At 63.9% G+C, this 21,844-nt stretch carries 23 protein-coding genes; 14 read left to right on the forward strand and 9 right to left on the reverse strand.

The genetic code is table 11. The features are described from left to right. Positions 1 to 148 precede the first annotated feature (148 nt). Complete coding sequence (locus SJI00_RS04930) at positions 149 to 508, forward strand: ComEA family DNA-binding protein (protein WP_322460631.1); 360 nt, start codon at positions 149 to 151, stop codon at positions 506 to 508. An 81-nt stretch (positions 509 to 589) separates the two neighbouring features. On the opposite strand, the gene SJI00_RS04935 is transcribed toward SJI00_RS04930, so the two are convergent. Beyond that, positions 590 to 757, reverse strand: a complete 168-nt coding sequence (locus SJI00_RS04935; protein ID WP_322460632.1) for a DUF2897 family protein — start codon at positions 755 to 757, stop codon at positions 590 to 592. Between the two features lie 169 nt (positions 758 to 926). Between SJI00_RS04935 and pyrF the strand changes: the two genes are divergently transcribed. Then, a complete protein-coding gene (gene pyrF, locus SJI00_RS04940; RefSeq protein ID WP_322460633.1) occupies positions 927 to 1,628 on the forward strand; it encodes an orotidine-5'-phosphate decarboxylase in 702 nt (233 codons plus the stop codon). A gap of 90 nt (positions 1,629 to 1,718) precedes the next feature. On the opposite strand, the gene SJI00_RS04945 is transcribed toward pyrF, so the two are convergent. From SJI00_RS04945 to SJI00_RS04955, 3 genes are all read right to left on the reverse strand, one after another. Further along, the gene (locus tag SJI00_RS04945) at positions 1,719 to 2,720 is read right to left on the reverse strand and encodes an NADP-dependent oxidoreductase (protein ID WP_322460634.1); all 1,002 of its coding nucleotides are present in this window, start codon (positions 2,718 to 2,720) and stop codon (positions 1,719 to 1,721) included. Between the two features lie 197 nt (positions 2,721 to 2,917). Next, entirely contained in the window at positions 2,918 to 3,283 is a 366-nt protein-coding gene (locus SJI00_RS04950) for a YbaN family protein (protein ID WP_322460635.1), read from the reverse strand. 7 nt (positions 3,284 to 3,290) lie between these two features. Further along, positions 3,291 to 3,878, reverse strand: coding sequence for a YecA family protein (locus SJI00_RS04955; protein WP_322460636.1), 588 nt, complete (start codon positions 3,876 to 3,878; stop codon positions 3,291 to 3,293). A gap of 247 nt (positions 3,879 to 4,125) precedes the next feature. Between SJI00_RS04955 and recQ the strand changes: the two genes are divergently transcribed. From recQ to SJI00_RS04985, 6 genes are all read left to right on the forward strand, one after another. Next, positions 4,126 to 6,261, forward strand: coding sequence for a DNA helicase RecQ (recQ, locus tag SJI00_RS04960; protein ID WP_322460637.1), 2,136 nt, complete (start codon positions 4,126 to 4,128; stop codon positions 6,259 to 6,261). Between the two features lie 207 nt (positions 6,262 to 6,468). Beyond that, positions 6,469 to 6,906: a MarR family transcriptional regulator gene (locus SJI00_RS04965; protein ID WP_322460638.1), complete on the forward strand. Its 438-nt coding sequence runs from the start codon at positions 6,469 to 6,471 to the stop codon at positions 6,904 to 6,906. Positions 6,907 to 6,965: 59 nt separating this feature from the next. Beyond that, entirely contained in the window at positions 6,966 to 7,247 is a 282-nt protein-coding gene (locus tag SJI00_RS04970) for an Rdx family protein (RefSeq protein ID WP_322460639.1), read from the forward strand. A 144-nt stretch (positions 7,248 to 7,391) separates the two neighbouring features. After that, positions 7,392 to 8,000 carry a helix-turn-helix transcriptional regulator gene (locus SJI00_RS04975; RefSeq protein ID WP_322460640.1) on the forward strand — a complete coding sequence of 203 codons (609 nt, stop codon included), beginning with the start codon at positions 7,392 to 7,394 and terminating at the stop codon, positions 7,998 to 8,000. A gap of 168 nt (positions 8,001 to 8,168) precedes the next feature. Next, a complete protein-coding gene (locus SJI00_RS04980; protein WP_322460641.1) occupies positions 8,169 to 9,146 on the forward strand; it encodes a threonine/serine dehydratase in 978 nt (325 codons plus the stop codon). Then, positions 9,143 to 10,090, forward strand: coding sequence for an ornithine cyclodeaminase family protein (locus tag SJI00_RS04985; RefSeq protein ID WP_322460642.1), 948 nt, complete (start codon positions 9,143 to 9,145; stop codon positions 10,088 to 10,090). The genes SJI00_RS04980 and SJI00_RS04985 overlap by 4 nt, the downstream gene beginning before the upstream one ends. Positions 10,091 to 10,627: 537 nt before the next feature. On the opposite strand, the gene SJI00_RS04990 is transcribed toward SJI00_RS04985, so the two are convergent. Genes SJI00_RS04990 through SJI00_RS05000 form a run of 3 tightly spaced genes read right to left on the reverse strand, consistent with a single transcriptional unit; the run spans position 10,628 to position 12,740 of the window. Continuing rightward, a complete protein-coding gene (locus SJI00_RS04990) occupies positions 10,628 to 11,836 on the reverse strand; it encodes an MFS transporter (protein ID WP_322460643.1) in 1,209 nt (402 codons plus the stop codon). Between the two features lie 50 nt (positions 11,837 to 11,886). Beyond that, on the reverse strand, positions 11,887 to 12,357 hold the full coding sequence (locus SJI00_RS04995) for a transcription elongation factor GreAB (RefSeq protein ID WP_322460644.1): 471 nt from the start codon (positions 12,355 to 12,357) through the stop codon (positions 11,887 to 11,889). A 2-nt stretch (positions 12,358 to 12,359) separates the two neighbouring features. Beyond that, positions 12,360 to 12,740, reverse strand: coding sequence for a hypothetical protein (locus SJI00_RS05000; RefSeq protein WP_322460645.1), 381 nt, complete (start codon positions 12,738 to 12,740; stop codon positions 12,360 to 12,362). Between the two features lie 132 nt (positions 12,741 to 12,872). On the opposite strand from SJI00_RS05000, the gene earP reads away from it, so the two are divergent. Both earP and SJI00_RS05010 read left to right on the forward strand, forming a co-directional pair. Further along, entirely contained in the window at positions 12,873 to 14,006 is a 1,134-nt protein-coding gene (earP, locus tag SJI00_RS05005) for an elongation factor P maturation arginine rhamnosyltransferase EarP (protein ID WP_322460646.1), read from the forward strand. Between the two features lie 48 nt (positions 14,007 to 14,054). Beyond that, the gene (locus tag SJI00_RS05010) at positions 14,055 to 14,624 is read left to right on the forward strand and encodes an elongation factor P (protein ID WP_312935941.1); all 570 of its coding nucleotides are present in this window, start codon (positions 14,055 to 14,057) and stop codon (positions 14,622 to 14,624) included. A gap of 55 nt (positions 14,625 to 14,679) precedes the next feature. Here SJI00_RS05010 and SJI00_RS05015 read toward each other — a convergent pair whose 3' ends face one another. Further along, entirely contained in the window at positions 14,680 to 15,135 is a 456-nt protein-coding gene (locus tag SJI00_RS05015) for a MarR family winged helix-turn-helix transcriptional regulator (RefSeq protein ID WP_322460647.1), read from the reverse strand. Positions 15,136 to 15,449: 314 nt separating this feature from the next. Here SJI00_RS05015 and SJI00_RS05020 point away from each other — a divergent pair, with 314 nt between their 5' ends. Next, complete coding sequence (locus tag SJI00_RS05020) at positions 15,450 to 16,199, forward strand: sulfite exporter TauE/SafE family protein (RefSeq protein WP_322460982.1); 750 nt, start codon at positions 15,450 to 15,452, stop codon at positions 16,197 to 16,199. A gap of 294 nt (positions 16,200 to 16,493) precedes the next feature. Here SJI00_RS05020 and SJI00_RS05025 read toward each other — a convergent pair whose 3' ends face one another. Next, positions 16,494 to 17,840 (reverse strand): class II 3-deoxy-7-phosphoheptulonate synthase, encoded by a 1,347-nt coding sequence (locus tag SJI00_RS05025; RefSeq protein ID WP_322460648.1) that lies wholly within the window; start codon positions 17,838 to 17,840, stop codon positions 16,494 to 16,496. Positions 17,841 to 17,959: 119 nt separating this feature from the next. On the opposite strand from SJI00_RS05025, the gene SJI00_RS05030 reads away from it, so the two are divergent. The 3 genes from SJI00_RS05030 to SJI00_RS05040 all read left to right on the forward strand — a co-directional run bounded on the left by SJI00_RS05030 (position 17,960) and on the right by SJI00_RS05040 (position 21,796). Then, complete coding sequence (locus SJI00_RS05030; protein ID WP_322460649.1) at positions 17,960 to 18,715, forward strand: spermidine synthase; 756 nt, start codon at positions 17,960 to 17,962, stop codon at positions 18,713 to 18,715. Positions 18,716 to 19,325: 610 nt separating this feature from the next. After that, positions 19,326 to 21,005 carry a DEAD/DEAH box helicase gene (locus SJI00_RS05035; RefSeq protein WP_491630664.1) on the forward strand — a complete coding sequence of 560 codons (1,680 nt, stop codon included), beginning with the start codon at positions 19,326 to 19,328 and terminating at the stop codon, positions 21,003 to 21,005. Between the two features lie 140 nt (positions 21,006 to 21,145). After that, entirely contained in the window at positions 21,146 to 21,796 is a 651-nt protein-coding gene (locus tag SJI00_RS05040; protein WP_322460650.1) for a thiopurine S-methyltransferase, read from the forward strand. The last annotated feature ends 48 nt before the right edge of the window (positions 21,797 to 21,844 follow it).

The following is a 21,844-nucleotide window of genomic DNA, read 5'->3' on the forward strand; positions in this document are numbered from 1 at the left end:
GCGCCTTTTCGACCCGCTCAATCAGATGACTGATCCAGTAACCATTCCCCGTAAAAGCGTGCTACTCCAATACCGCTTGTGCCGCTACGGTTATGTCGCAGCCCATATCGGGCCCATGCCTACCGCATTGCACAGGAGTGCTTTACCGATGCGCAAATCCTTCTTCGCCCCGTTGATTCCCCTGGCCGCCGGCCTGCTGTTCTCCCTTGGTGCCACCGCCAACAGCCTCCCTGCCGACGCTACCGCACCCAAGCTGGCCAGCGAACTGAGCACGTCCAGCGACATGCCCGGCCATGCCAACGAAGTGACCACCCCGCTTGACCTCAACACCGCCGACGCGGCCACTTTGCAGAAAGAACTGGCCGGCATCGGCAAGGCCAAAGCCGAGGCCATCGTTGCTTACCGCGAAGCCCAGGGGCCGTTCACCTCGGTGGATGAGCTGCTGGAAATCAAGGGCATCGGCAGTGCGCTGCTCGAGCGCAATCGGGACAAGATCAGCGTGAAGTGATCCGCATGGCACGCTGACACCCCCAACGGAACGGGCCGCATAGAGCGGCCCGTTTCTATTGAGGGTGTGGAAGAAAGCGGCTCAGCGGTCGCGAGCATCCTGTACATCGGCAACCGCGTTGCGTTCATGTACTTTCTTCAGTTGCTCTTCGGTCAAGGGCACTTTTTTCGCAGTGTCGCGCAGCATCATCAGGCCGCCAGCGATCGAGCCGATGGCGACGAGTAGGATAAGCCAGGCATACCAGGGCATTGTCGTTCTCCTGAGGGCGGGGTGAGTGTGGCTCGTATGGCATGTTGAGCGGGCGCCAAGGGGATTGGTTCCCTTGTAGCCGTCGGCCAGCCACCGATTCTCGGCGCCCCAAGCGGCAGTGAGTTCGTTTACAATGCGCGCCGTTTCCGACTTGCCAAGAGACCTGACCATGTCCGCCTGCCAGACGCCCCTGATCGTCGCCCTGGATTTTCCCACCCGTGATGCTGCCCTGAAACTGGCCGACCAGCTTGATCCTGCCTTGTGCCGGGTGAAGGTGGGCAAGGAGCTGTTCACCAGCAGTGCGTCGGGCATCGTCGAGACGCTCTGTGCGAAGGGTTTCGAGGTATTTCTGGACCTGAAATTCCATGATATCCCCAACACCACGGCCATGGCAGTCAAGGCCGCCGCCGAGATGGGCGTGTGGATGGTCAACGTGCACTGCTCCGGTGGCCTGCGCATGATGTCGGCGTGCCGCGAGGTGCTAGCGGCGCGCAGCGGCCCGCAACCGTTGCTGATTGGCGTTACGGTGCTGACCAGCATGGAGCAGGAAGACCTGGCCGGAATCGGCCTGGATGTCGAGCCGCAGACGCAGGTGCTGCGCTTGGCAGCGTTGGCCGAGAAGGCTGGCATGGACGGCCTGGTGTGCTCGGCGCTGGAGGCGACGGCGCTGAAGGCTGCGCATCCGTCGCTGCAATTGGTGACGCCTGGGATTCGTCCGGCCGGGAGCGCGCAGGATGATCAGCGGCGCATTCTGACGCCGCGCCAGGCGTTGCAGGCGGGGTCGGATTACCTGGTGATCGGTCGGCCCATCAGTCAGGCGGCGGACCCCGCGGCGGCGTTGGCGGCGGTGGTGGCTGAGATTCGCGGCTGAGGCTCAGCCCCTGATCCCCCACTGAAAAGGGCCGAACCCATTACCTGGGTGCGGCCCTTTTTACTGAGCGTTACCGCTGCACGAGGTGGGTCAGACCTTCAGCACCAATTTGCCGAAGTTCTCGCCGTTGAACAGCTTGAGCAGGGTTTCGGGGAACGTTTCCAGACCCTCGACCACATCTTCCTTGCTCTTCACTTCGCCGCTGGCCAGCCAGCCAGCCATTTCTTTTGCAGCCTTGCCGTAGTCTTTCAGGTGGTCGAAGACGATGAAGCCTTCCATGCGCGCGCGGTTGACCAGCAGCGCTAGATAATTGGCCGGGCCTTTGACCGCCTCTTTGTTGTTGTACTGGCTGATGGCGCCGCAGATCACGATGCGGGCCTTGAAGTTGATGCGCGACAACACCGCATCGAGAATCTCACCGCCGACGTTATCGAAGTAAACGTCGACGCCTTTGGGGCACTCGCGCTTCAGGCCATCGAGCACGTCTTCGGCCTTGTAGTCGATGACGCCGTCGAAGCCCAGCTCATCGATCAGGTACTGGCATTTCTGCTGGCCGCCGGCAATGCCGACCACGCGGCAGCCTTTGAGCTTGGCGATTTGCCCGGCGATGCTGCCCACCGCGCCGGCTGCGCCGGAAATCACCACGGTGTCACCGGCCTTCGGTTGCCCGACCTCGAGCAGGGCGAAGTAGGCGGTCATGCCGGTCATGCCCAGCGCGGAGAGGTAACGGGGCAGGGGCGCCAGGTTTGGATCGATCTTCTGCAGCCCTTCGGGCTTGCCTGTGAAGTAGTCCTGCACGCCGAGTGTGCCACCGACATGGTCACCGGGCTTGTAGTCCGGATGGCTGGAGGCGACCACTTCACCGACGCCCAGTGCGCGCATCACATCGCCCAGGCCCACGGGTGGAATGTACGACTTACCCTCGTTCATCCAGCCGCGCATGGCGGGGTCGAGTGAGAGGTAGAGGTTCTTGACCTGGACCTGGCCGTCGGCGGGGGCCTCGAGGGGCGCCTGCTCGAAGGTGAAGTCCTCACGCTGTACGGCGCCAGAGGGGCGTTTGGTCAGCAGGAAGCGGCGGTTGCTCTGGGTCATGGGAGGTCCTTGGACAGTGAATAGGGTGCTGGTGATGTAAAGCAGACGACCAGCGTTTCTGATGGACAGGTTTCCCTTGATAGCGTGCGATCAGGTGATCGACAAGTGTGTGACAGGCGCGGGAATGGTGGGGGATTGGCAGGGGTGATGGGCGGCAGGATCGATCGACCGAGCCTGAAGGCAGACCTGACTGGCCCTCAGCCCCCTTTGCGCAGGGTTTTTTGCCTGAGGATGTACAGGCTCACGCACACGGCACTGGTGAGCATGAACGCCCGCGCCCAGAACAGCGGCACCAGATAGCACGAGAACAGGATGCTGGCCCACATCAGGCCGATGGCGTAGACCTTGCCCTTGAGCGGGATGCCCTGGCCACCCAGATAATCGCGAATCCATGGGCCCAGCTGCGGATGATGGATCAGCCAGTGATGAAAGCGCGGCGAGCTGCGCGCGAAACACGCGGCAGCCAGCAGCAGAAACGGGGTGGTGGGGAGCACCGGAAGGAAGATGCCGACCACACCCAGCGCTACGCTGAGCCAGCCGATGGCCAGCAACAGGTAGCGCATGGCGCGATCAGTGGTGACGAGGCTTGAGCAGGGCTGGTTTTTCGTCCGGAGCGTGCAGCAGCAGGAACAGCGCGGTCAGTGCTTCGGGGATCTGCACGATCATGTCGTCCTGCAGGTTGGCGTTGCTGGCGATGTCGGCGAACTCGGGTTGTTCGTCGAACAGGCCAGAACCGACCATGATCGGCAGCAGCATTTCGCTCACTTCGTCTTCGGCGTTCTCGAACCAGATTTCTTCGCGCAGGAACACGCCTTCCATAAAGCCGATGCACCAGCCGCGCAGCTCGGAGTCATCCGGCTCGTCGGTGAGGTCGAGGTCGCAGGGCAGCTCGAAGTCTTCTTCGCTGGCCAGTTGGCGGGCGATGTGGGCCTTGAGTGCAACCAGGGTGGCTTCGACTTCGATGTGCTGGGCGTCGCTGGCGTATTTGGGGGTTTCGGCGAACAGGGCGTCGATCCATTCACGCTCAGGGACGTCTTCGGCGCTGATCGACAGCGCAGTCAGGTAGCCGTGTGCGGCGACGTAGTCCAGCGCTTCCTCGTGCAGCTCATCGGCATCAAGGAAGGCTTGCAGGCGGGTGAGTTGCTCGGCGAAGGACATTGGAGGGGTTACCTTGAGGATTTGACGATGGGGAATTCTAGCACCTTGCAACACATCCGAGGCAAAGGAAGACGTCTGTCACCGGCGCCCCTGCCAAAGGGGCAGCTCAGGTATAATCTGCCGTTTTTCATGCCAGAGTCACGTTTCACGCGGCCCGGCAAAAGCCGCTTACGCATTCGCGGGTGTGCGGGGCGGGATTATCGTCCAGCCTGTCGGCCGAACGGTACAGCGATTTATGGAGTGGCAAATGCTCGAACAGGCTCAGCGCGTCCTCAAGGACATCTTCGGCTACGACAGCTTCCGAGGGCGCCAGGAGGCAATCATCGACTGCGTGGCCAATGGCGGCGACGCGCTGGTGCTGATGCCCACCGGTGGTGGTAAGTCATTGTGCTTCCAGGTGCCGGGGCTGTTGCGTCCGGGCCTGACGGTGGTGGTCTCGCCCTTGATCGCCCTGATGGACGATCAGGTTGCCACGCTCAGCGAGCTTGGTGTTGCGGCGGCGGCGCTGAACTCCACGCTCAATGCCGATCAGCAGCGCGAGCTGGCCGGGCGCTTGCGCCGCGGCGAGGTGAAGATGCTCTACCTGGCACCGGAGCGCCTGGTGCAGCAGCGCATGCTGGATTTTTTGCGCGGGCTCGATGTGTCGCTGTTTGCCATCGATGAGGCGCACTGCGTGTCGCAGTGGGGTCACGATTTCCGTCCTGAATACCTGCAGCTCGGCCAGCTCGCCGAGCTGTTCCCCCACGTGCCGCGCATCGCCCTGACCGCAACGGCCGACATGCGCACCCGCGAAGAGATCGTCCAGCGTCTGCACCTGCACGGCGCCGAGCGCTTTCTGTCGAGCTTCGACCGGCCCAATATCTTCTACCGCATCGTGCCCAAGGAATCGCCGCGCAAGCAGCTGATGGCCTTCCTCGGTGAGCGCCGCGGCAATGCCGGCATCGTTTATTGTCTGTCGCGCAAGAAGGTCGATGAAACCGCAGCCTTCCTGTGCGACCAAGGCTTCCCGGCTTTGCCCTATCACGCCGGCCTGCCTGCTGAAACACGCGCTGCCAACCAGCGCCGCTTCCTCAACGAGGAAGGGCTGATCATGGTTGCCACCATTGCCTTCGGCATGGGCATCGACAAGCCCAACGTGCGTTTCGTCGCCCACCTCGACCTGCCCAAATCGCTCGAGGCCTATTATCAGGAGACGGGTCGGGCAGGGCGTGATGGCTTGCCCGCTGACGCCTGGATGGCCTACGGCCTGCAGGACATGGTCATGCTCAAGCAGATGCTGCAGAACTCCGAAGGCGACGAGCGTCACAAACGCGTCGAACAGCACAAGCTCGATGCCATGCTGGCGCTGTGCGAAGAAACGCGCTGCCGCCGTCAGGCGCTGCTGGCCTACTTCGATGAAGTGCTCGAACAGCCCTGTGGGCACTGCGACAACTGCGTCGACAACGTGCAGACCTGGGACGCCACCGAAGCGGCGCGCCAGGCGCTGTCTGCCGTGTACCGTACCGGTCAGCGCTATGGGGTGGGCCATTTGATCGACGTGCTGCTGGGCAAAGACACCGAAAAAGTGCGCAATTTCGGCCATGAGCGGCTCTCGGTGTTCGGCGTCGGCAAGGGCCGCGACGAAGCTCAATGGCGCTCCCTGTTCCGCCAACTGGTCGCGCGCGGGCTGGTGGACATCGACCTGGAGGGCTATGGCGGTTTACGTCTGTCCGACAGCTGCCGCCCTTTGCTCAAGGGTGAGGTGAACCTGGAACTACGCCGCGACCTCAAGCCGCAGACCGTGGCCAAAACCTCCGGTGGCAGCCCCGCCAGCCAGCTGGTGCGGGGCGAGGAGCGCGAGCTGTGGGAAGCGTTGCGCACCTTGCGGCGCAAGCTGGCCGAAGAGCACAGCGTGCCGCCTTATGTGATTTTCCCTGACTCCACCTTGCTTGAAATGCTCCGCAGCCAGCCCACCAGCCTGCATGAGATGGGCCAGGTCAGCGGCGTGGGCGCGCGCAAGCTGGAGCGCTACGGCCAGGCCTTTCTCGAAGTGCTCAATGGCGGCGATACCGCGCCAGCGCCTGCGGTGGTCACCGACCTGCGTCACGAACTGGTCAGCTTGGCCCGCGCCGGCATGACGCCGTCGCAGATTGCCGGACAACTCGATTGCAGCGAGAAAAATGTCTACAGCCTGCTGGCCGAAGCGCTGGGCAGCCAGGCCCTGAGCCTGGACCAGGCCCTTGACCTGCCCGAAGACCTGATGGCCGAAATCCAGGATGCCTTCCTTGACGGCGAGGGCGAGTTGCCGCCGGTGTCGGCAGTGGCCGCGCAGTTTGAAGGGCGTCTGCCTGAAGGGGTGTTGTACTGCGTACGCGCCGCCCTGGCCGCCGAGTTCGAGGTGTAGGCGCGACACCGCGCTCGGCGTTAGGGTCGCCGGCTGGCGCGTTGGCTTTGTGCCGACGCGCAGGGCATGATGACCTCCACTTTGCTTTGTACGAGCAGGCTTGAGACAAAGGTCTGGCAAAGTGCCCCAGCTGTTCCACCGCAGCATGACCCTTTCTCAAGGCGCCTCGTACAAAGCCTCCAAAGCAGTTCACTGGATTGACTCACTATGCCACTCACCGACAACCAACACCGCTTCGGCATGCAGCTTGCACAGATGTCACGGGGTTGGCGTGCGGAACTCGATCGCCGGCTGGCCGGGCTCAACCTGTCCCAGGCGCGCTGGCTGGTACTGCTGCACCTGGCCCGTTTCGAAGACGCGCCGACCCAGCGCGAGCTGGCGCAGAACGTCGGTGTCGAAGGGCCGACCCTGGCACGCTTGCTCGACAGCCTCGAAGCCCAGGGGCTGGTGCGCCGCCAAGCGGTCATGGAAGACCGCCGGGCGAAGAAAATTCTGTTGTGCCCGCCAGCCAAGCCGTTGATCGAGCAGATCGAAACCATCGCCAATGCCCTGCGCGCTGAATTGTTCAGCGGTGTTGACGAGGCTGAACTGGAACTGTGCATGCGCGTGCACGCCAAGATTCTGGACAACCTCGAGCGCTCCTGAATCAATCGCAAGGGGTGTGCTGCCAGCCGCGCCAATCTATGTCTTACCGAGGTTTTCGCATGTCGCCCAGCAAGCCGGCTATCGTCATCACCTACTGCACCCAGTGCCAATGGCTGTTGCGCGCCGCCTGGCTGGCTCAGGAGCTGCTCAGTACCTTTGGCGACGAGCTGGGCGGCGTCACCTTGAAGCCTGGCACCGGAGGCGTTTTCGTCATCACCTGTGATGGCAAGCCACTGTGGGAGCGCAAGGCCGACGGTGGCTTCCCCGAGGCCAAGGTACTCAAGCAGCGGGTGCGCGATGTGATCGACCCCGAACGCGACCTGGGCCATAACGACCGTTGAACCTGTACCGACAGGCTCACGTCGAGCGCGCTTGGAAGGGCGGCCAGGGGTCTGGAAGGGTGTGCCACACCGCGTGATCGAAAATCGAGACTTTTCTGTGCAGACTGCCCCGTCTCCCGTCCCACTTGCCAATGCTGACCCACCATGACCCTGCTCGCCAACTACACCGCCATCGCCGACAGCATCGCTGCGCTGTTCTATCCGCACGCGGAGGTGATCGTGCATGACATCGCCAGCCAAACGGTGCTGCACATTGCCAACAACTTTTCCAAGCGCAGCCCGGGCGATGACTCGGCGCTGGATGATGCCCTGGACGATTTCCAGCACGCCGACACCTTGGGCCCGTATGAAAAGCTCAACTGGGACGGGCAGAAGGTCCGCTCCATCAGTGCTGTGCTGCGCGATGCCGAGGGCCAGCCAGAGTACCTGTTGTGCATCAATTTCAATGTCTCTGTGCTGGAGCAGGCGCACCAGGCGTTGGCCGCTTTCTTCCAGCTGCAACGCGTGATACCGCAGCCTGAAGGCTTGTTCAAGAACGACTGGCAGGAGCGTATCAACACTTTTCTGCAAGCCTGGCTGGAGCAGCACAACCTTTCCCTGCGTACCCTGCGCGCCAAAGACAAACGTGCGCTGGTCGAAGCGCTGTTCGCCGAAGGCGCCTTCGACGCCCGCAGCAGCGCCGACTACATTGCCAACGTGCTCGAAATGGGGCGAGCGACGGTCTACAAATACCTCAAGGCCCTGCGCGGGTAGGCGTTTGCCGGGCTAGAAACGCCCAGGCGAAGTTTCCGACCCTTGACGCATTGGCCCTGCGCTAAACGCTTCACGCGGCACGGCAAGCAAAGCAGACATTTCATTTGTAGATATAAAGTCCATATTGGATTTATAGTCCACAATCGTTTTCGTTTCTGGAACCTGCCCATGCCCTTGCCAGCCCCGTCGCTCGATGCCTTGTCCACCGCCATCACCCAGGCTCACCGCGCCTTGCGCCCTGCGGTTGCCACCACGCCGCTCAGTTTCAGCCCACGCTTGTCTGCCCAGACCGGCTGCGAGGTGTACCTGAAAAGTGAACACCTGCAGCACACCGGCTCGTTCAAGTTCCGCGGGGCCAGCAACAAGCTGCGGCTGCTGCCCGAGGCGCAGCGTGGTCGGGGTGTGATTACCGCGTCCTCCGGCAATCATGGCCAGGGGCTGGCGCTGGCCGGGCAAGTGCTCGGGGTGCCGGTCACGGTCTACACCACCACTTCGGCGTCGGCCTACAAGCTTGAGGCCATGCGCAGCCTGGGCGCCGAGGTGATCTGCCTGGGCCTCGACCCACTGGGTGTCGAGCTGGAAGCCGCGCGCCAGGCGCGGGCGCAAGGCAAGCCGTTCATCTCGCCCTACAACGACGCAGAGATCATCGCCGGCCAGGGCACCATCGGCATGGAACTGCATGAGCAGGCGCCCGAGCTCGACGCGGTGTTCGTGGCGGTGGGCGGCGGCGGCATGATTTCTGGTATCGGCGCAGCACTGCGGGCGCTCAATCCCTCGGTGGAGATCATCGGTTGCTGGCCTGCCAACGCGCCTACCCTGCAACGCTCGCTGGAAGCCGGCCGGATCATCGAGATGGACGAGGAGGAGACGTTGTCCGACGGCACTGCAGGTGGTGTGGAGCCAGACAGCATCACCTTCGCGCTGTGCCAGCAACTGATCACCCGTACCGTGCTGGTCAGCGAAACGCAGATCAAGGCGGCCATGCGCGAGGTGGCCAGCAGCGAACGCTGGATCATCGAAGGCGCCGCGGCGGTGGCGGTGGCGGGCCTGCAACAGCTGGCGCCGGATTATCAGGGCAAACGCGTGGCGGCAGTGATCTGTGGGCGCAATATTCTGTTGGAGAAGTTCCTGGAGGCGATCCAGTGAAGGTCTTCGCCAGGCAGCAGATCATGGCCCACCTCGATATCGACGACGCGCTGGCGCGAATCGAGCACGGTTTCATCGCTTATTCCGCAGGTCAGGTGCAGGTGCCGCCAGTGCAGGCGTTTGCCTTCGCCCAGGCCAATGGCGACTGCTGCATCAAGTCGGCCCATGTCGAGGGCAGCGACACCTTCACCGTGAAGGTGTCCACCGGCTTCTACGACAACCCGGCCCTTGGCCTGGCCAGCAACGATGGCCTGATGCTGGTGCTGTGCGCGCGCACTGGCCGGCCGCTGGCGCTGTTGCAGGACGAAGGCTGGTTGACCGGGCTGCGCACCGCGTTGGCCGGGCGCATCGCTGCGCGCCTTCTGGCGCCGCGTGAGGTGCACGCCATCGGCATGCTGGGCAGCGGGACGCAGGCCCGCTTGCAACTTGAACAACTGCACGCGTCCAACCCCTGCCGCAGTCTGGTGGCCTGGGCTCGGGGCCAGGATCAGCTGCAGGGTTATGCCGATTTCGCCCGCACCCTGGGCTACGCGGTGCAACTGGCGCCAACCCCCGAACAGGTCGCCGATGCGGCCAACCTGATCGTCTGCACCACGCCCTCGCGCGTACCGCTCCTGCGCAGCGAATGGGTGCGCCCAGGCACCCATATCACCGCCGTGGGCGCCGATGCGCCGGGCAAGCAGGAACTGGACGTGGCGTTGGTGGCGCGGGCCGATCGTCTGGTGGTGGATTCGCTCGACCAGTGTTGTCGCTACGGCGAGGTCGCGGGTGCGCTCGCCGCCGGCCTGATCAGGCGCGAGCAGTTGCTGGAGCTCGGCGCGTTGCTGGCCGGCACGGGGCAGGGCAGAACCGATGATCAGCAGATCACGCTGGCTGACCTCACGGGGGTCGCGGTGCAGGATGCGCAAATCGCCAGTGGGGTACTGGCGGCGCTGCACGGGTGAGGGGCTGACCGGCCCTGGATCCGACAGGCAATAGCCATGCGCGGGTGGTCCGGCTGCCACGAACAAGGCCTATCGGCCTGCCAGTGTCCTGCAAACCGTACCCAAGCGCGGCCATGGAGCACGTTGAACTGAATCGCCCAGCGCAGGCGGCACGTTCATGCATGCCCGTTGAATTGCCCATATGCACTTGAGTGCCCGCGACTGTCAGGCCGCGCGCCTCCTGCACTGTGCCGCGTAGACGAGGTGGAGTCGGTCAACTGTGGCGAGTCGGGAATCATGCACAGCGCTGATCGAGCACCAGATGGGGACCGCCTGGCGCGAATCGCAGGTCGCCGCCCAGTCCCCGGGCGACGGCCGTTCGGGGGCTGAACCTCAGGGCTTGTACGCAAAGCCCCGCGATTGGACGCAGACTGCGTTGCAAACGGGCCGGGGCGCCAGGCCTCTGAAAAGCCATGTACTGCAGTGCGGTCGCACGCGCCCTGGGGCGGCTTATCGGCTCAGCACCTCTGCCTGTTTTCGCCTGGCCTGATCGTCGTCTCAGGACGTCCCCTGCGCATCCTGGGCTGGCTGCCCCATGCAGCGTTCGCGCCGTGCGCCGCGCCACCACACCAGCAGCGCCAGCAGCCCGACCAGCAGCCCCGCCGCGACGATGGCTTCCCAGCCGCGCCACTGGAACAGTTGCGTGCCGAGCAGCGAACCCAGTGCGCCGCCGATGAAGTAACAGGTGATATAGCCGGCGTTGAGCCGGGTGCGCGCTTGCGGTCGCAGGGCGATCACCGCGTTCTGATTGCCCACATGGACCAACTGCACCGCCAGGTCCAGTACCAGCACGCCGAGGATCAGCGCCACCAGGGACGTTTCGGCAAAGCCCAATGGAATCCACGACAGCAGCAGCGCCACCAGACCCACGGTGGTTCCCAGTGCGCCCTTGCCGCGGTCCGCCAGCCGGCCGGCCCAGTTCGCGGCCAGCGCGCCGGCCGCTCCGGCCAGGCCAAACAGTCCGATCACCGCATCGGAAAAGTGATACGGCTCGCGCGCCAGGAGAAAGGCCAGTGGGGTCCAGAACAGGGCGAACATGCAGAACGACAGCAGCCCCAGCAGCGAGCGCACGCGCAGCACAGGCTCCTCCACGAAGAGGCGGAACACCGAGCCGATCAGCGCCGGATAGCTGAGCCCGGCCGACTGCTGATGGCGCGGCAGGCCGCGGTACAGCGCCAGCGCCGTGATTGCCATGAGCACCGCCGCCAGCACGTAGATGCTGCGCCAGCCGCCCAGCTCGGCGCTCAGCCCTGCGGCAGTGCGGGCCAGAAGAATGCCTAGCAGCAGGCCGCTCATCAGCGTGCCGACCGTGCGCCCACGCTGCGCCGGGTCGCTCAGCGCTGCGCCCATCGGCACCAGCACTTGCGCCACCACCGAGAACAGCCCGGTCAGCGCCGTGCCGACGATCAGCCACGGCAGGCTCGGCGCGCAGGCGCTGATGATCAGGCCCAGGGTGGCAATGATCATCATGATCACGATCAGCCGCCGCTGCTCGAACAGGTCGCCCAACGGCGCCAGTAACAGCAGGCCAACGCCGTAGCTGAGCTGGGCGGTGACCACGATGCTGCCGGCGCCTACCGTGCTCAGGCCGAACTGTTCGGCAATGCTGTGCAGCAACGGTTGGGCATAGTAATTGCTGGCCACGGCCAGGCCGATGGCGGTGGCCATCAGCAGGATCAGGGCGCGACTGGGAGGTGCGGTAGTCATCGCAGGTCTCGGGTTAGGCGGAAGAAAGGGGTGGTGGCGGCGGGCCGGCTTCAGGTGACGTCGATCACCTGCAGGGTCTGCGCCGGCAGTGTCACCTCGTCGTCGATGCGCTTGCCCAGCAATTGCTGGCCCAGTGGTGAGCGCGGGGTGATCACGGTGATCAGCTGATCGCCCTGGCCGATCTTGAGGCCAGCGGCGTCAGGGCCGAGAAAAAAACGCTGCACGGCGCCTTGGGCTGACTCCACCGCGATCAGGTGGCTGACCTCGATGCCGCGCAGCGCGTCATAGGCGCGCAGCTGCAACTGGCGATAGGTGAGCAGCGCCTGGCGAATCTCGGCACCGCGTCGGGCCTGGCCGGTGGCCAGGTACGAAGCCTCCAGGCCCAGGGTGTCGTACTTGTTTTCGGCGATGTTTTCTTCGGCGGTTGCCGTTTCGTAGGCGGTCTGAGCGGCAAGGCGCAAGGCCTCGGCGTCTGCCTCAAGGGCGGTGATGATGCAGGCCAGCAGGGCAGGTTTATCCATGGTCAGTTGCAAAATTCCAATACGTGGGCCTGACTGCTGGCAGTCGGCGCGGTGCGATCCTGTTGCAGCCAGAACTGGCACTTGGGGTTGTCGAGATTGCGGGGGTTGGCCGCCGCCGCCTCGCTGTTCTGCCGTGCTTGCTGGCGCTGCACGTTTTGCTCATAGCGCTCGAACATCACCTGCTGCGCGTCTTGCGCGGCAGGCGCGACGGCGGCCGGGGGTTGCACGGCCTGCACCCACGGCGCCATGTGCTGCGGCCAGAGCTGCACGGCCAACCAGGCGGTCGCGCCGATGGCCACGGCGCCCAGCCACAGGCCCAAGGCCAGGCAGAGAATGAACTGCACGGGGGTCAGGGTGATGCTCAACGCGCGGTCGTGGGCCATGTCGGGCTCCTGGTCAGGGGCAGAGAGGTCGGTATTGTCGCATGCAGGTGAGAGATTTTTCAGCGCTGTGCTTCCGTGTCTGCCGTTATGCCCGCAAAATCAGGCGCTTTTGGCACGCTGAAGGGAGTGGATGTGAACGCCACCTGGGACATTTTCTGCGCGGTCGTCGATAACTACGGCGACATCGGCGTGACCTGGCGCCTGGCCCGCCAGCTGGCTCAGGAGCACGACCTGACCGTGCGGCTGTGGGTGGATGATCTGTCGGCCTTCGTGCGCCTGTGCCCGGAAGCGCAAGCGGATGCCGCTGCGCAACACCAGCAGGGTGTGCAGGTGTTGCGCTGGTCGTCGCCCTGGCCCGAGGTAGCGCCCGCCGAGGTGGTGATTGGCGCCTTTGGTTGCAGCTTGCCGGGGGCTTACGTCGAAGCATTGCGGACCCGTGCCACACCTGCGCTTTGGCTGAATCTCGAGTACCTGAGCGCTGAAGCCTGGGTCGACGGGTGTCATGGCCTGGCCTCGCCGCAAGCCAACGGCCTGCGCCGCTGGTTCTTCTTCCCGGGCTTTACCCCGCGTACTGGCGGGCTGCTGCGTGAAGCATCGTTGCTGGCACGGCGCGCGGCCTTCGCCGCCGATGCCTCGGCGCGCCAGCAGTTCCTGCAGGCGCTGGGTGTGCGACCCGCCACTGACGCCCGGCTGATCTCGCTGTTCGCCTATGAAAACCCACAGCTCGGCGCCTGGCTCGCGGCGATGGCCGAGGGCCCGCAGACCTGCCATGTGCTGGTGCCGGAAGGACGCATCCTCGCTGACCTGCGGGCCTGGCTGAATGAGCCTGAACTGGCGGTGGGCGACATTCACCAGCGCGGCGGCTTGACCGTTCAGGTGCTGCCGTTCGTCAGCCAGGACGACTACGACCGCCTGCTCTGGTGCTGCGATTTCAACGCAGTGCGCGGCGAAGATTCCTTCGTGCGGGCCCAGTGGGCGGGTGGCGTGTTGCTTTGGCATATCTATGTACAGGAAGAGAACGCCCATTGGGAAAAGCTCGAGGCGTTTCTGACGCGCTACTGCCAGGGCCTGACGCCTGCCGCAAGCGATGCGCTGCGTGGCCTGTGGCGTGCGTGGAACATGGATCAGGACATGGCCGCCGCCTGGCGCGCACTGCAGCCACAGTGGCACGTGCTGGCCGAGCAGGCCGAGCGCTGGCGCGCAGCACAGGCCGTTCAACCAGACCTCGCCACGGCGCTGGTGCAGTTTTATCGAAATTGGATATGATACGCGGCCCTGATTTTTATAAATCCCCCCAGATTCGGATACTGCGTAATGAAAACTGGTAAAGAACTGAAACCCGGCACCGTCCTGCGGATCGACAACGACCCGTGGCTCGTGCAGAAAGCCGAGTTCACCAAGTCGGGTCGCAACAGCGCGATCATGAAGACCAAAATGAAGAACCTGCTGACCGGCTACAAGACCGAAGTGGTCTACTTCGCCGACGACAAACTGGACGACGTGATCCTCGATCGCAAAGAAGCCACGTTGTCGTTCATCAGCGGTGACTCCTACACCTTCATGGACACCACTGACTACACCATGTACGAGCTGAACGCCGAAGACATCGAAGCCGTTCTGCCGTTCATCGAAGAAGGCATGGAAGATGTCTGCGAAGCGGTGTTCTTCGAAGACCGTCTGGTTTCGGTCGAGCTGCCGACCACCATCGTGCGTCGAGTCGACTACACCGAAGGCTCTGCCCGTGGCGATACCTCCGGCAAAGTGATGAAACCAGCCCGGCTGGCCAACGGTACCGAGCTGTCGGTTGCTGACTTCATCGAGATCGACGAGCTGATCGAAATCGACACCCGCGACGGCACCTACAAAGGTCGCGCGAAGAAGTAATGCGCCTTGCGTAGTACCCAAACCCGGCTTCGGCCGGGTTTTTTGTGCCTGTCGTTCAGAGCTTCTTCTGCAGACTGGCGCGGATTTCCACCAGCTCGGCCTGCAAGGCTTGCAGGCGCTCGGCGGTACGCCCGCTGGCTTCGGTAATCGATTGCGGCATGCGCTGTGCTTCGCGACGCAGCGTCTGGCCCTTGTCGGTCAGTTGCACGATCACCACACGCTCGTCATCGCGACTGCGCGTGCGCTTGAGCAGGCCTTCGCTTTCCAGGCGCTTGAGCAGGGGCGTCAGCGAGCCGGGGTCGGTCAACAGCCGGTGGCTGATCTCGCCGACGGTCAGCCCGTCCTGCTCCCACAACACCAGCATCGCCAGGTATTGCGGGTAGGTCAGGCCCAGCTTCAACAGTAAGGGTTTGTACACCTTGGTCATCATCAGCGAGGTCGAGTGCAGGGCGAAACAGACCTGATTGTCCAACAACAACTCATCTCGGGGGGCTTTGGTGTCGGCGTTCATGCAAGTCCTTGAAAGCGAGATGGAGGAAATGGGCAGCGAACGATCAACCGCTGGTTACCATCGCAGTTCATTACGCGGGGCCAATTGTTAGCGCAACCGCGAACTAAAGCGGCTCTTGGAATTTCGAGCCATGAGATGTCAGGAAGGTTCGTTTCAAATTTACGACTGGTCCGATAAAGGCTGCGAAAGCACCCGTCCAGCGTGTTTTTCCACTGGATTGACGGCGTTCGTTGGCCCGAGAGATGTTGCGAAAGGTTTCACGGCGAGGCGGGGCTGTTAGCATGGCCGCTCGTGAAATGAGCGGGATGGGACGGATGGTCGAGGGTTTGATGTACCTGGTGCTGGGCGCAGCGCTCGGTACCGTAGGTGGGGTGTTCGGCATTGGCGGCGGGTTGATCGCCATTCCCGCGCTGGGTGTGCTGTTCGGGCTGGATCAGCAAGTGGCCCAAGGCACGGCGCTGGTCATGGTGGTGCCGAACGTGCTGCTGGCGCTGTGGCGCTATCACCAGCGCAATCGCATCGAACTGCGGCATGCATTGCCGCTGGCGGTGTGCAGTTTCGTCTTCGCCTGGCTTGGCTCGATCTGGGCCGTGGGCGTCGACGCTCAGGCCATGCGCCTGGGGTTTGTCGGCTTCCTGCTGGTGCTGGTGGTATGGAACGCGCTGCGCCTGTTCCTGCCGGTAGCCAAGGCCAGCCCTGAACTTCGCTACGGCTGGCCGTGGCTGGGTGTGCTGGGCAGTTTTGCCGGGGCCATGGGTGGGTTGTTCGGCGTCGGCGGCGCAGTAGTGGCCACGCCGATCCTGACCAGTGTATTCGGCACTACGCAGGTGGTAGCCCAAGGCCTGTCGCTGTCGCTGGCGGCGCCCAGCACTTTCGTCACGCTGGTCACCTATGCGCTGCACGACAGCGTCGTCTGGGCCGTGGCGTTGCCAATGGCCGTGGGCGGGCTGTTGAGCATCAGTTGGGGCGTGAAGCTCGCTCACGCCTTGCCGGAGAAAGTATTGCGCGGACTGTTCTGCGGATTTCTGCTGCTCTGTGCGGGGTTGTTGCTGCTGGAGGTCTGAGCGGCCGGTGGTCACGCCGCCACCCCAGGCTTACGGTGCTTGCTTGCGTAACGGCAGCTCTGGCGCTCGGGCCGAGTCGACCAGAGCTGAAGGGCGAAGCGATGGCGGTTAGCCATATCGTCGCACCTCACGCGTCGTTTCATCGAGGACGGCTTTGCCGCCCTTCGCGACTGACACCGCTGCCACTGGCCTGTGTGAGTTTCACCTGCCCTGCGAACCCTGAAGGGCCTTAGCCACCAAGGCCGGCATGTCGGCCTGGCGGCGAGCCCTGCAGTGTGCGGGCGAGCGGCGCAGTCAGCGGCGCACGTCTTTCAATGTTTGCGCAATCAGGAAGGCCAGCTCCAGCGACTGATCGGCATTGAGCCGCGGGTCGCAGTGGGTGTGATAGCGATCCGACAACGCATCTTCGGTCACCGGCCGCGCACCACCGATGCACTCAGTGACGTTCTGCCCGGTCATCTCGATGTGGATACCGCCGGCATAGCTGCCCTCGGCCTGGTGCACTTGGAAGAACTGCTTCACCTCATCGAGGATCTGCGCGAAGTCGCGGGTCTTGTAGCCGGTGCTGGCCTTGATGGTGTTGCCATGCATCGGGTCGCAGCTCCACAGCACCTTGCGCCCTTCGCCCTCGACCTTGCGGATCAGCCCTGGCAAATGGTCGCCCACCTTGCCCGCGCCCATGCGCGCGATCAGGTTGAGGCGGCCCGGGTCGTTGCTGGGGTTGAGGATGTCGAGCAGGCGGATCAGGTCGTCGGGGTTCATGCTCGGGCCGACTTTGACCCCGATCGGGTTATGCACGCCGCGCAGGAACTCCACGTGGGCACCGTCGAGCTGACGGGTACGGTCGCCGATCCAGAGCATGTGCGCCGAGCAGTCGTAGTGATCGCCCGTGAGGCTGTCCTGACGCACGAAGGCCTGTTCGTAATTCAGCAGTAGCGCCTCATGGGCGGTGAAGAAGCTGGTTTCGCGCAGTTGCGGGGCGCTGTCCAGGCCGCAGGCGCGCATGAACGCGAGGGTTTCGTCGATGCGGTCGGCAAGTTGGTGGTACTTGGTGGCCACAGGCGCGTTGGCGATGAAGTCCAGGTTCCACTTGTGCACCTGATGCAGGTCAGCGAAGCCCCCTTGCGCGAAGGCGCGCAGCAGGTTGAGGCTCGCCGTGGACTGGTTGTAGGCCTGCAGCAGGCGCTCGGGGTCGGGCACACGGCTGACCGGGTCGAAGCCGATGCCGTTGACGATGTCGCCGCGGTAGGCGGGCAGGGTGACCTGGCCGATGGTTTCATCGTTGGTCGAACGTGGCTTGGCGAACTGGCCCGCCATGCGGCCTACCTTCACCACCGGGCAGCCCGCAGCGAAGGTCATGACGATTGCCATCTGCAGCAGTACCTTGAAGGTGTCGCGAATCTTGCCGGCGCTGAACTCGGCAAAGCTCTCGGCACAATCGCCCCCTTGCAGCAGAAATGCCCGACCCTCGGTGACTTCAGCGAACTGGCGGCGCAGCTCGCGCGCTTCACCGGCGAACACCAGCGGCGGATAGCTGGCCAGACGCTGTTCGACCTTGGCCAGGTGGGCGGCGTCGGGGTAGGTGGGTTGCTGCTGGATCGGCAGGGCGCGCCAGCTTTCAGGGCTCCAGGGTTGGGTCATCACGGGCTCTATCAAGGTCAGGGGAGGGCTGGCCGTCATCGTATCAGGTGGGGGTGCGCTTGTTGCAGTGCCGGCATTCACGGAGAATCGCGGTTTTGCCCGGACAAGCAGGAGCTGGCATGACTACCGAGCGTAATGAACGGCTACTGGCCCGGGTCGAGGATGCCTACGGTGTCATCAGCGTTTATGAAGTGGACGAGTACCGTTTTCTCGAGTTCGGTGATGCCATCGAGCAGAGCTGCACCTTCACCGCCGACCCCAGCTGGCTGGAGTACGACTACACCCGCGCCATGCTGGTCGGCGCGCTCTGCCACCCGGCGCCTGACAGCGCGCTGTTCCTGGGGTTGGGTGCCGGCACGCTGACCCAGGCATGCCTGAAGTTCCTGCCGCTGGAAGACGTCGAAGCCATCGAGCTGCGCCCGGATGTACCGCGCCTGGCCATGGAGCATCTGGGCCTGGAAGACGATCCGCGCCTGTACGTGCGCATCGGTGATGCGCTCGAGCTGCTGCCGAGCGCCGAGAAGGCCGACGTGCTGTTTGTCGATCTGTACACCGACACCGGTCCTGGAGTGGGCCATATGGCCTGGCGCTTTCTCGAGGATTGCCAGCGGCAGCTCAACCCCGGCGGCTGGCTGGTGATCAACCAGTGGGCTACCGACGACGGCAAGCCGCTGGGCGCGGCGTTGCTGCGCGGCCTGTACCACCGCCATTACTGGGAACTGCCGGTAAGCGAGGGTAACGTCATCCTGCTGGTGCCGGCTGACCTTGACCAGCACCTCGACGTCGATGGCCTCAAGGCCCGCGCCGCAGCGCTGGCGCCGCAGTTGGGCTATAGCCTGGAGCGCCTGATCCAGGCGATTCGGCCGGCAAGCTGAAGGCTCGGGTTGGGGGGGCGTTCGTTGCCGGCACGGTGTTGCGTCCAGTCCGGCCGGTTGCTTGCACAGGGTTATGACGGACAAAATCCGTGCTGCCGCGCGGTCGAGAGGGCAGCGGCGAGTGCCGCGATGGCAGGCGCAGCCGGCCTGATACAGACACCACCGATCGCTCTGGCCAGGCCCACTCATCCACCACCGTTGCGCGGCGCTGGAACAAGACCGATATCTCCCGCAGTGGAGGCGACGCTCTCCAGACCGCTGACTGGTCGACCCAGCGAGGTTCATTCCCCAGCTACCTGGCCCAACCGATTCAGCTCGCGCCACCGCCTGGCCCGGACTGACCGTTCAGGGTGAAAATTTTCCTCACGTTTCAGGCAGGCTTCGGGTATAGTACGCGCCGGTCTTTTAGCGGACCGCAAAATCAGGTGGTGCAAATCCTCCGAGTGCAGCTTCGGCTGTACGTCCGCTAGGCGGACCCTCTCACACGTTCCTTTTTCAATCGTTTTCGCAAATCCCCGCCGCCAAAGCTGCCTGGGTGACCTTCCGGTCTTTCAAGGCATGTGCAGCTTTGGAGCATGGGTCTTTGCGGATGCACTCTAGAGGCAGACCCATGACCCAGGAAACCGGCGGATTCGCCGCTCTCGAACTTCACCCGAACATCGTTGCTGCCGTTGTAGCGACCGGCTATGAAGAGCCGTCCGCTATTCAGCAACAGTCGATTCCGATCATCCTTGCCGGTCACGACATGATCGGCCAGGCGCAGACGGGCACCGGTAAAACCGCTGCTTTCGCACTGCCGGTCCTCAATCGCATCGATGTGAGCAAGCGCGAACCGCAAGCCCTGATCCTTGCGCCAACCCGTGAGTTGGCGCTGCAAGTCGCCACGGCCTTCGAAACCTACGCCAAGCAGATGCCTGGCGTTAACGTGGTAGCTGTGTATGGTGGCGCCCCGATGGGCCCGCAGCTGAAGGCCATTCGCAACGGCGCACAAATCGTCGTCGCCACGCCAGGTCGTCTGTGCGACCACCTGCGCCGCGACGAAAAAGTCCTGTCCACCGTGAAATTCCTGGTGCTGGACGAAGCCGACGAAATGCTCAAGCTCGGCTTCATGGATGACCTGGAAGTCATCTTCGACGCCATTCCCGAAACCCGTCAGACCGTCCTGTTCTCGGCCACCCTGCCGTCGTCGATCCGCTCGATCGCCGAACGTCACCTGCGTGACCCGAAACACGTCAAGATCCAGACCAAGACCCAGACCGTCACCGCCATCGACCAGGCTCACCTGATGGTGCACGCCGACCAGAAGATCGCAGCTGTGCTGCGTCTGCTGGAAGTCGAGGAGTTCGACGCGCTGATCGCCTTCGTGCGCACCAAGCAAGCCACCCTCGACCTGGCCTCGGCCCTGGAAGCCAAAGGCTACAAAGCCGCTGCGCTGAACGGTGACATTGCCCAGAACCAGCGTGAGCGTGTGATCGAATCGCTCAAGGATGGTCGCCTGGACATCGTCGTTGCCACCGACGTCGCTGCCCGTGGCCTGGACGTACCGCGCATCACTCACGTGTTCAACGTCGACATGCCGTACGACCCTGAGTCCTACGTACACCGTATCGGCCGTACCGGCCGTGCCGGTCGTGAAGGTCGCGCATTGCTGCTGGTCACCCCGCGTGAGCGCCGCATGCTGCAACTGATCGAGCGTGTCACCGGGCAGAAGGTTGCCGAAGCACGCCTGCCAGGCGCACAAGCGGTACTCGACGCACGCATCAAGAAATTGACCGCGAGCCTGGCGCCGCTGGTTGCCGAAGCAAAAGCCAGCCATGGCGAACTGCTCGACCGCCTGACCGCTGACCTTGGCTGCACCCCGCGTGCCCTGGCCTCGGCCCTGCTGCGCAAAGCGACCAACGGCCAGGCACTGAGCCTGGAATCGGTGGAGCGCGAGCAGCCTCTGGTACCGACTGGCGGTGCTCCGCGTGAGCGCACCGAGCGTAGCGGCGAGCGTTCCGAGCGCAGCGGTGCAGACCGCGAGCGTCGTGCGCCAATGCCACTGGGCGAAGGTCGCGTGCGTTGCCGTACCGCGCTGGGTGCCCGCGATGGCATCGCTGCCAAGAACCTGCTGGGCGCCATCCTCAATGAAGGCGGCCTGGCCCGCGATGCAATCGGTCGCATTCAGGTGCGCGATAGCTTCAGCCTCGTCGAGCTGCCGGAAGAGGGCCTGGAGCGTCTGCTGTCCAAGCTCAAGGACACCCGCGTGGCTGGCAAGCAGCTGAAGCTGCGTCGCTACCGCGAAGATTGATCCTGGCGTTGTTGTAGAAAATCCCCGGCCCGGTGCCGGGGATTTTTTTGCGTGTCGTTGAGGAAGGCGCTTTGCCCGTGTACACGGCAAGCGCTTGTCTGGGGTAAGCTTTCCCGCTCACTCCTCAAGAGCACACAACCATGGAGCCGGCGTTCTGGCATCAACGGTGGGCAGCGCAACAGATCGGTTTTCATCAGGCGCAGGTCAACCCCTATTTGCGCAACGCCTGGCCTGAGCTGGGCCTGGCGGTGGGCAGCCAGGTACTGGTGCCATTGTGCGGCAAGAGCCTCGACCTGCTCTGGCTGGCCGAGCAGGGGCATCGGGTGCTGGGCGTCGAACTGTCACGCGAGGCGGTGGCGGCGTTTTTCGAGGCGCATCAGCTGACGCCCGTCGTTGAGCCGCGCGGTGTGTTTGAAGTGTGGCGGGCAGGGGCGATCGAGCTCTGGTGCGGCGACTTCTTCGCCCTGACAGAGAACGATCTGCACGGCTGTGCGGGTTTCTATGACCGCGCCGCCCTGATCGCCTTGCCGCCGCCGATGCGGCAGTCCTATTTCTCGCACCTGGGCCGCTTGCTGCCTGCGCCAGCCCAGGGCCTGCTGGTGACCCTGGAGTATGACCAGGCGCTGATCGACGGGCCGCCGTTCTGCGTGCGGGACGTTGAAGTGCGCCAGGGTTTCGCTGGCTGGCAGGTGGCTGAACTCGAGCAGCATCTGATCGCTCAGGACAGCCCACGTTTCGTGGCTGCCGGCGTGCGGACCTTGCTTGAGCGGGTGTATCGGCTCACGCGCTGATGGCCATCAAGCGGGCACAAAAAAGGGCGACCGCAGTCGCCCTTCGTG

Origin of the sequence: Pseudomonas gebzensis, from assembly GCF_034427815.1 — a bacterium.
Classification (GTDB): Bacteria; Pseudomonadota; Gammaproteobacteria; order Pseudomonadales; family Pseudomonadaceae; genus Aquipseudomonas.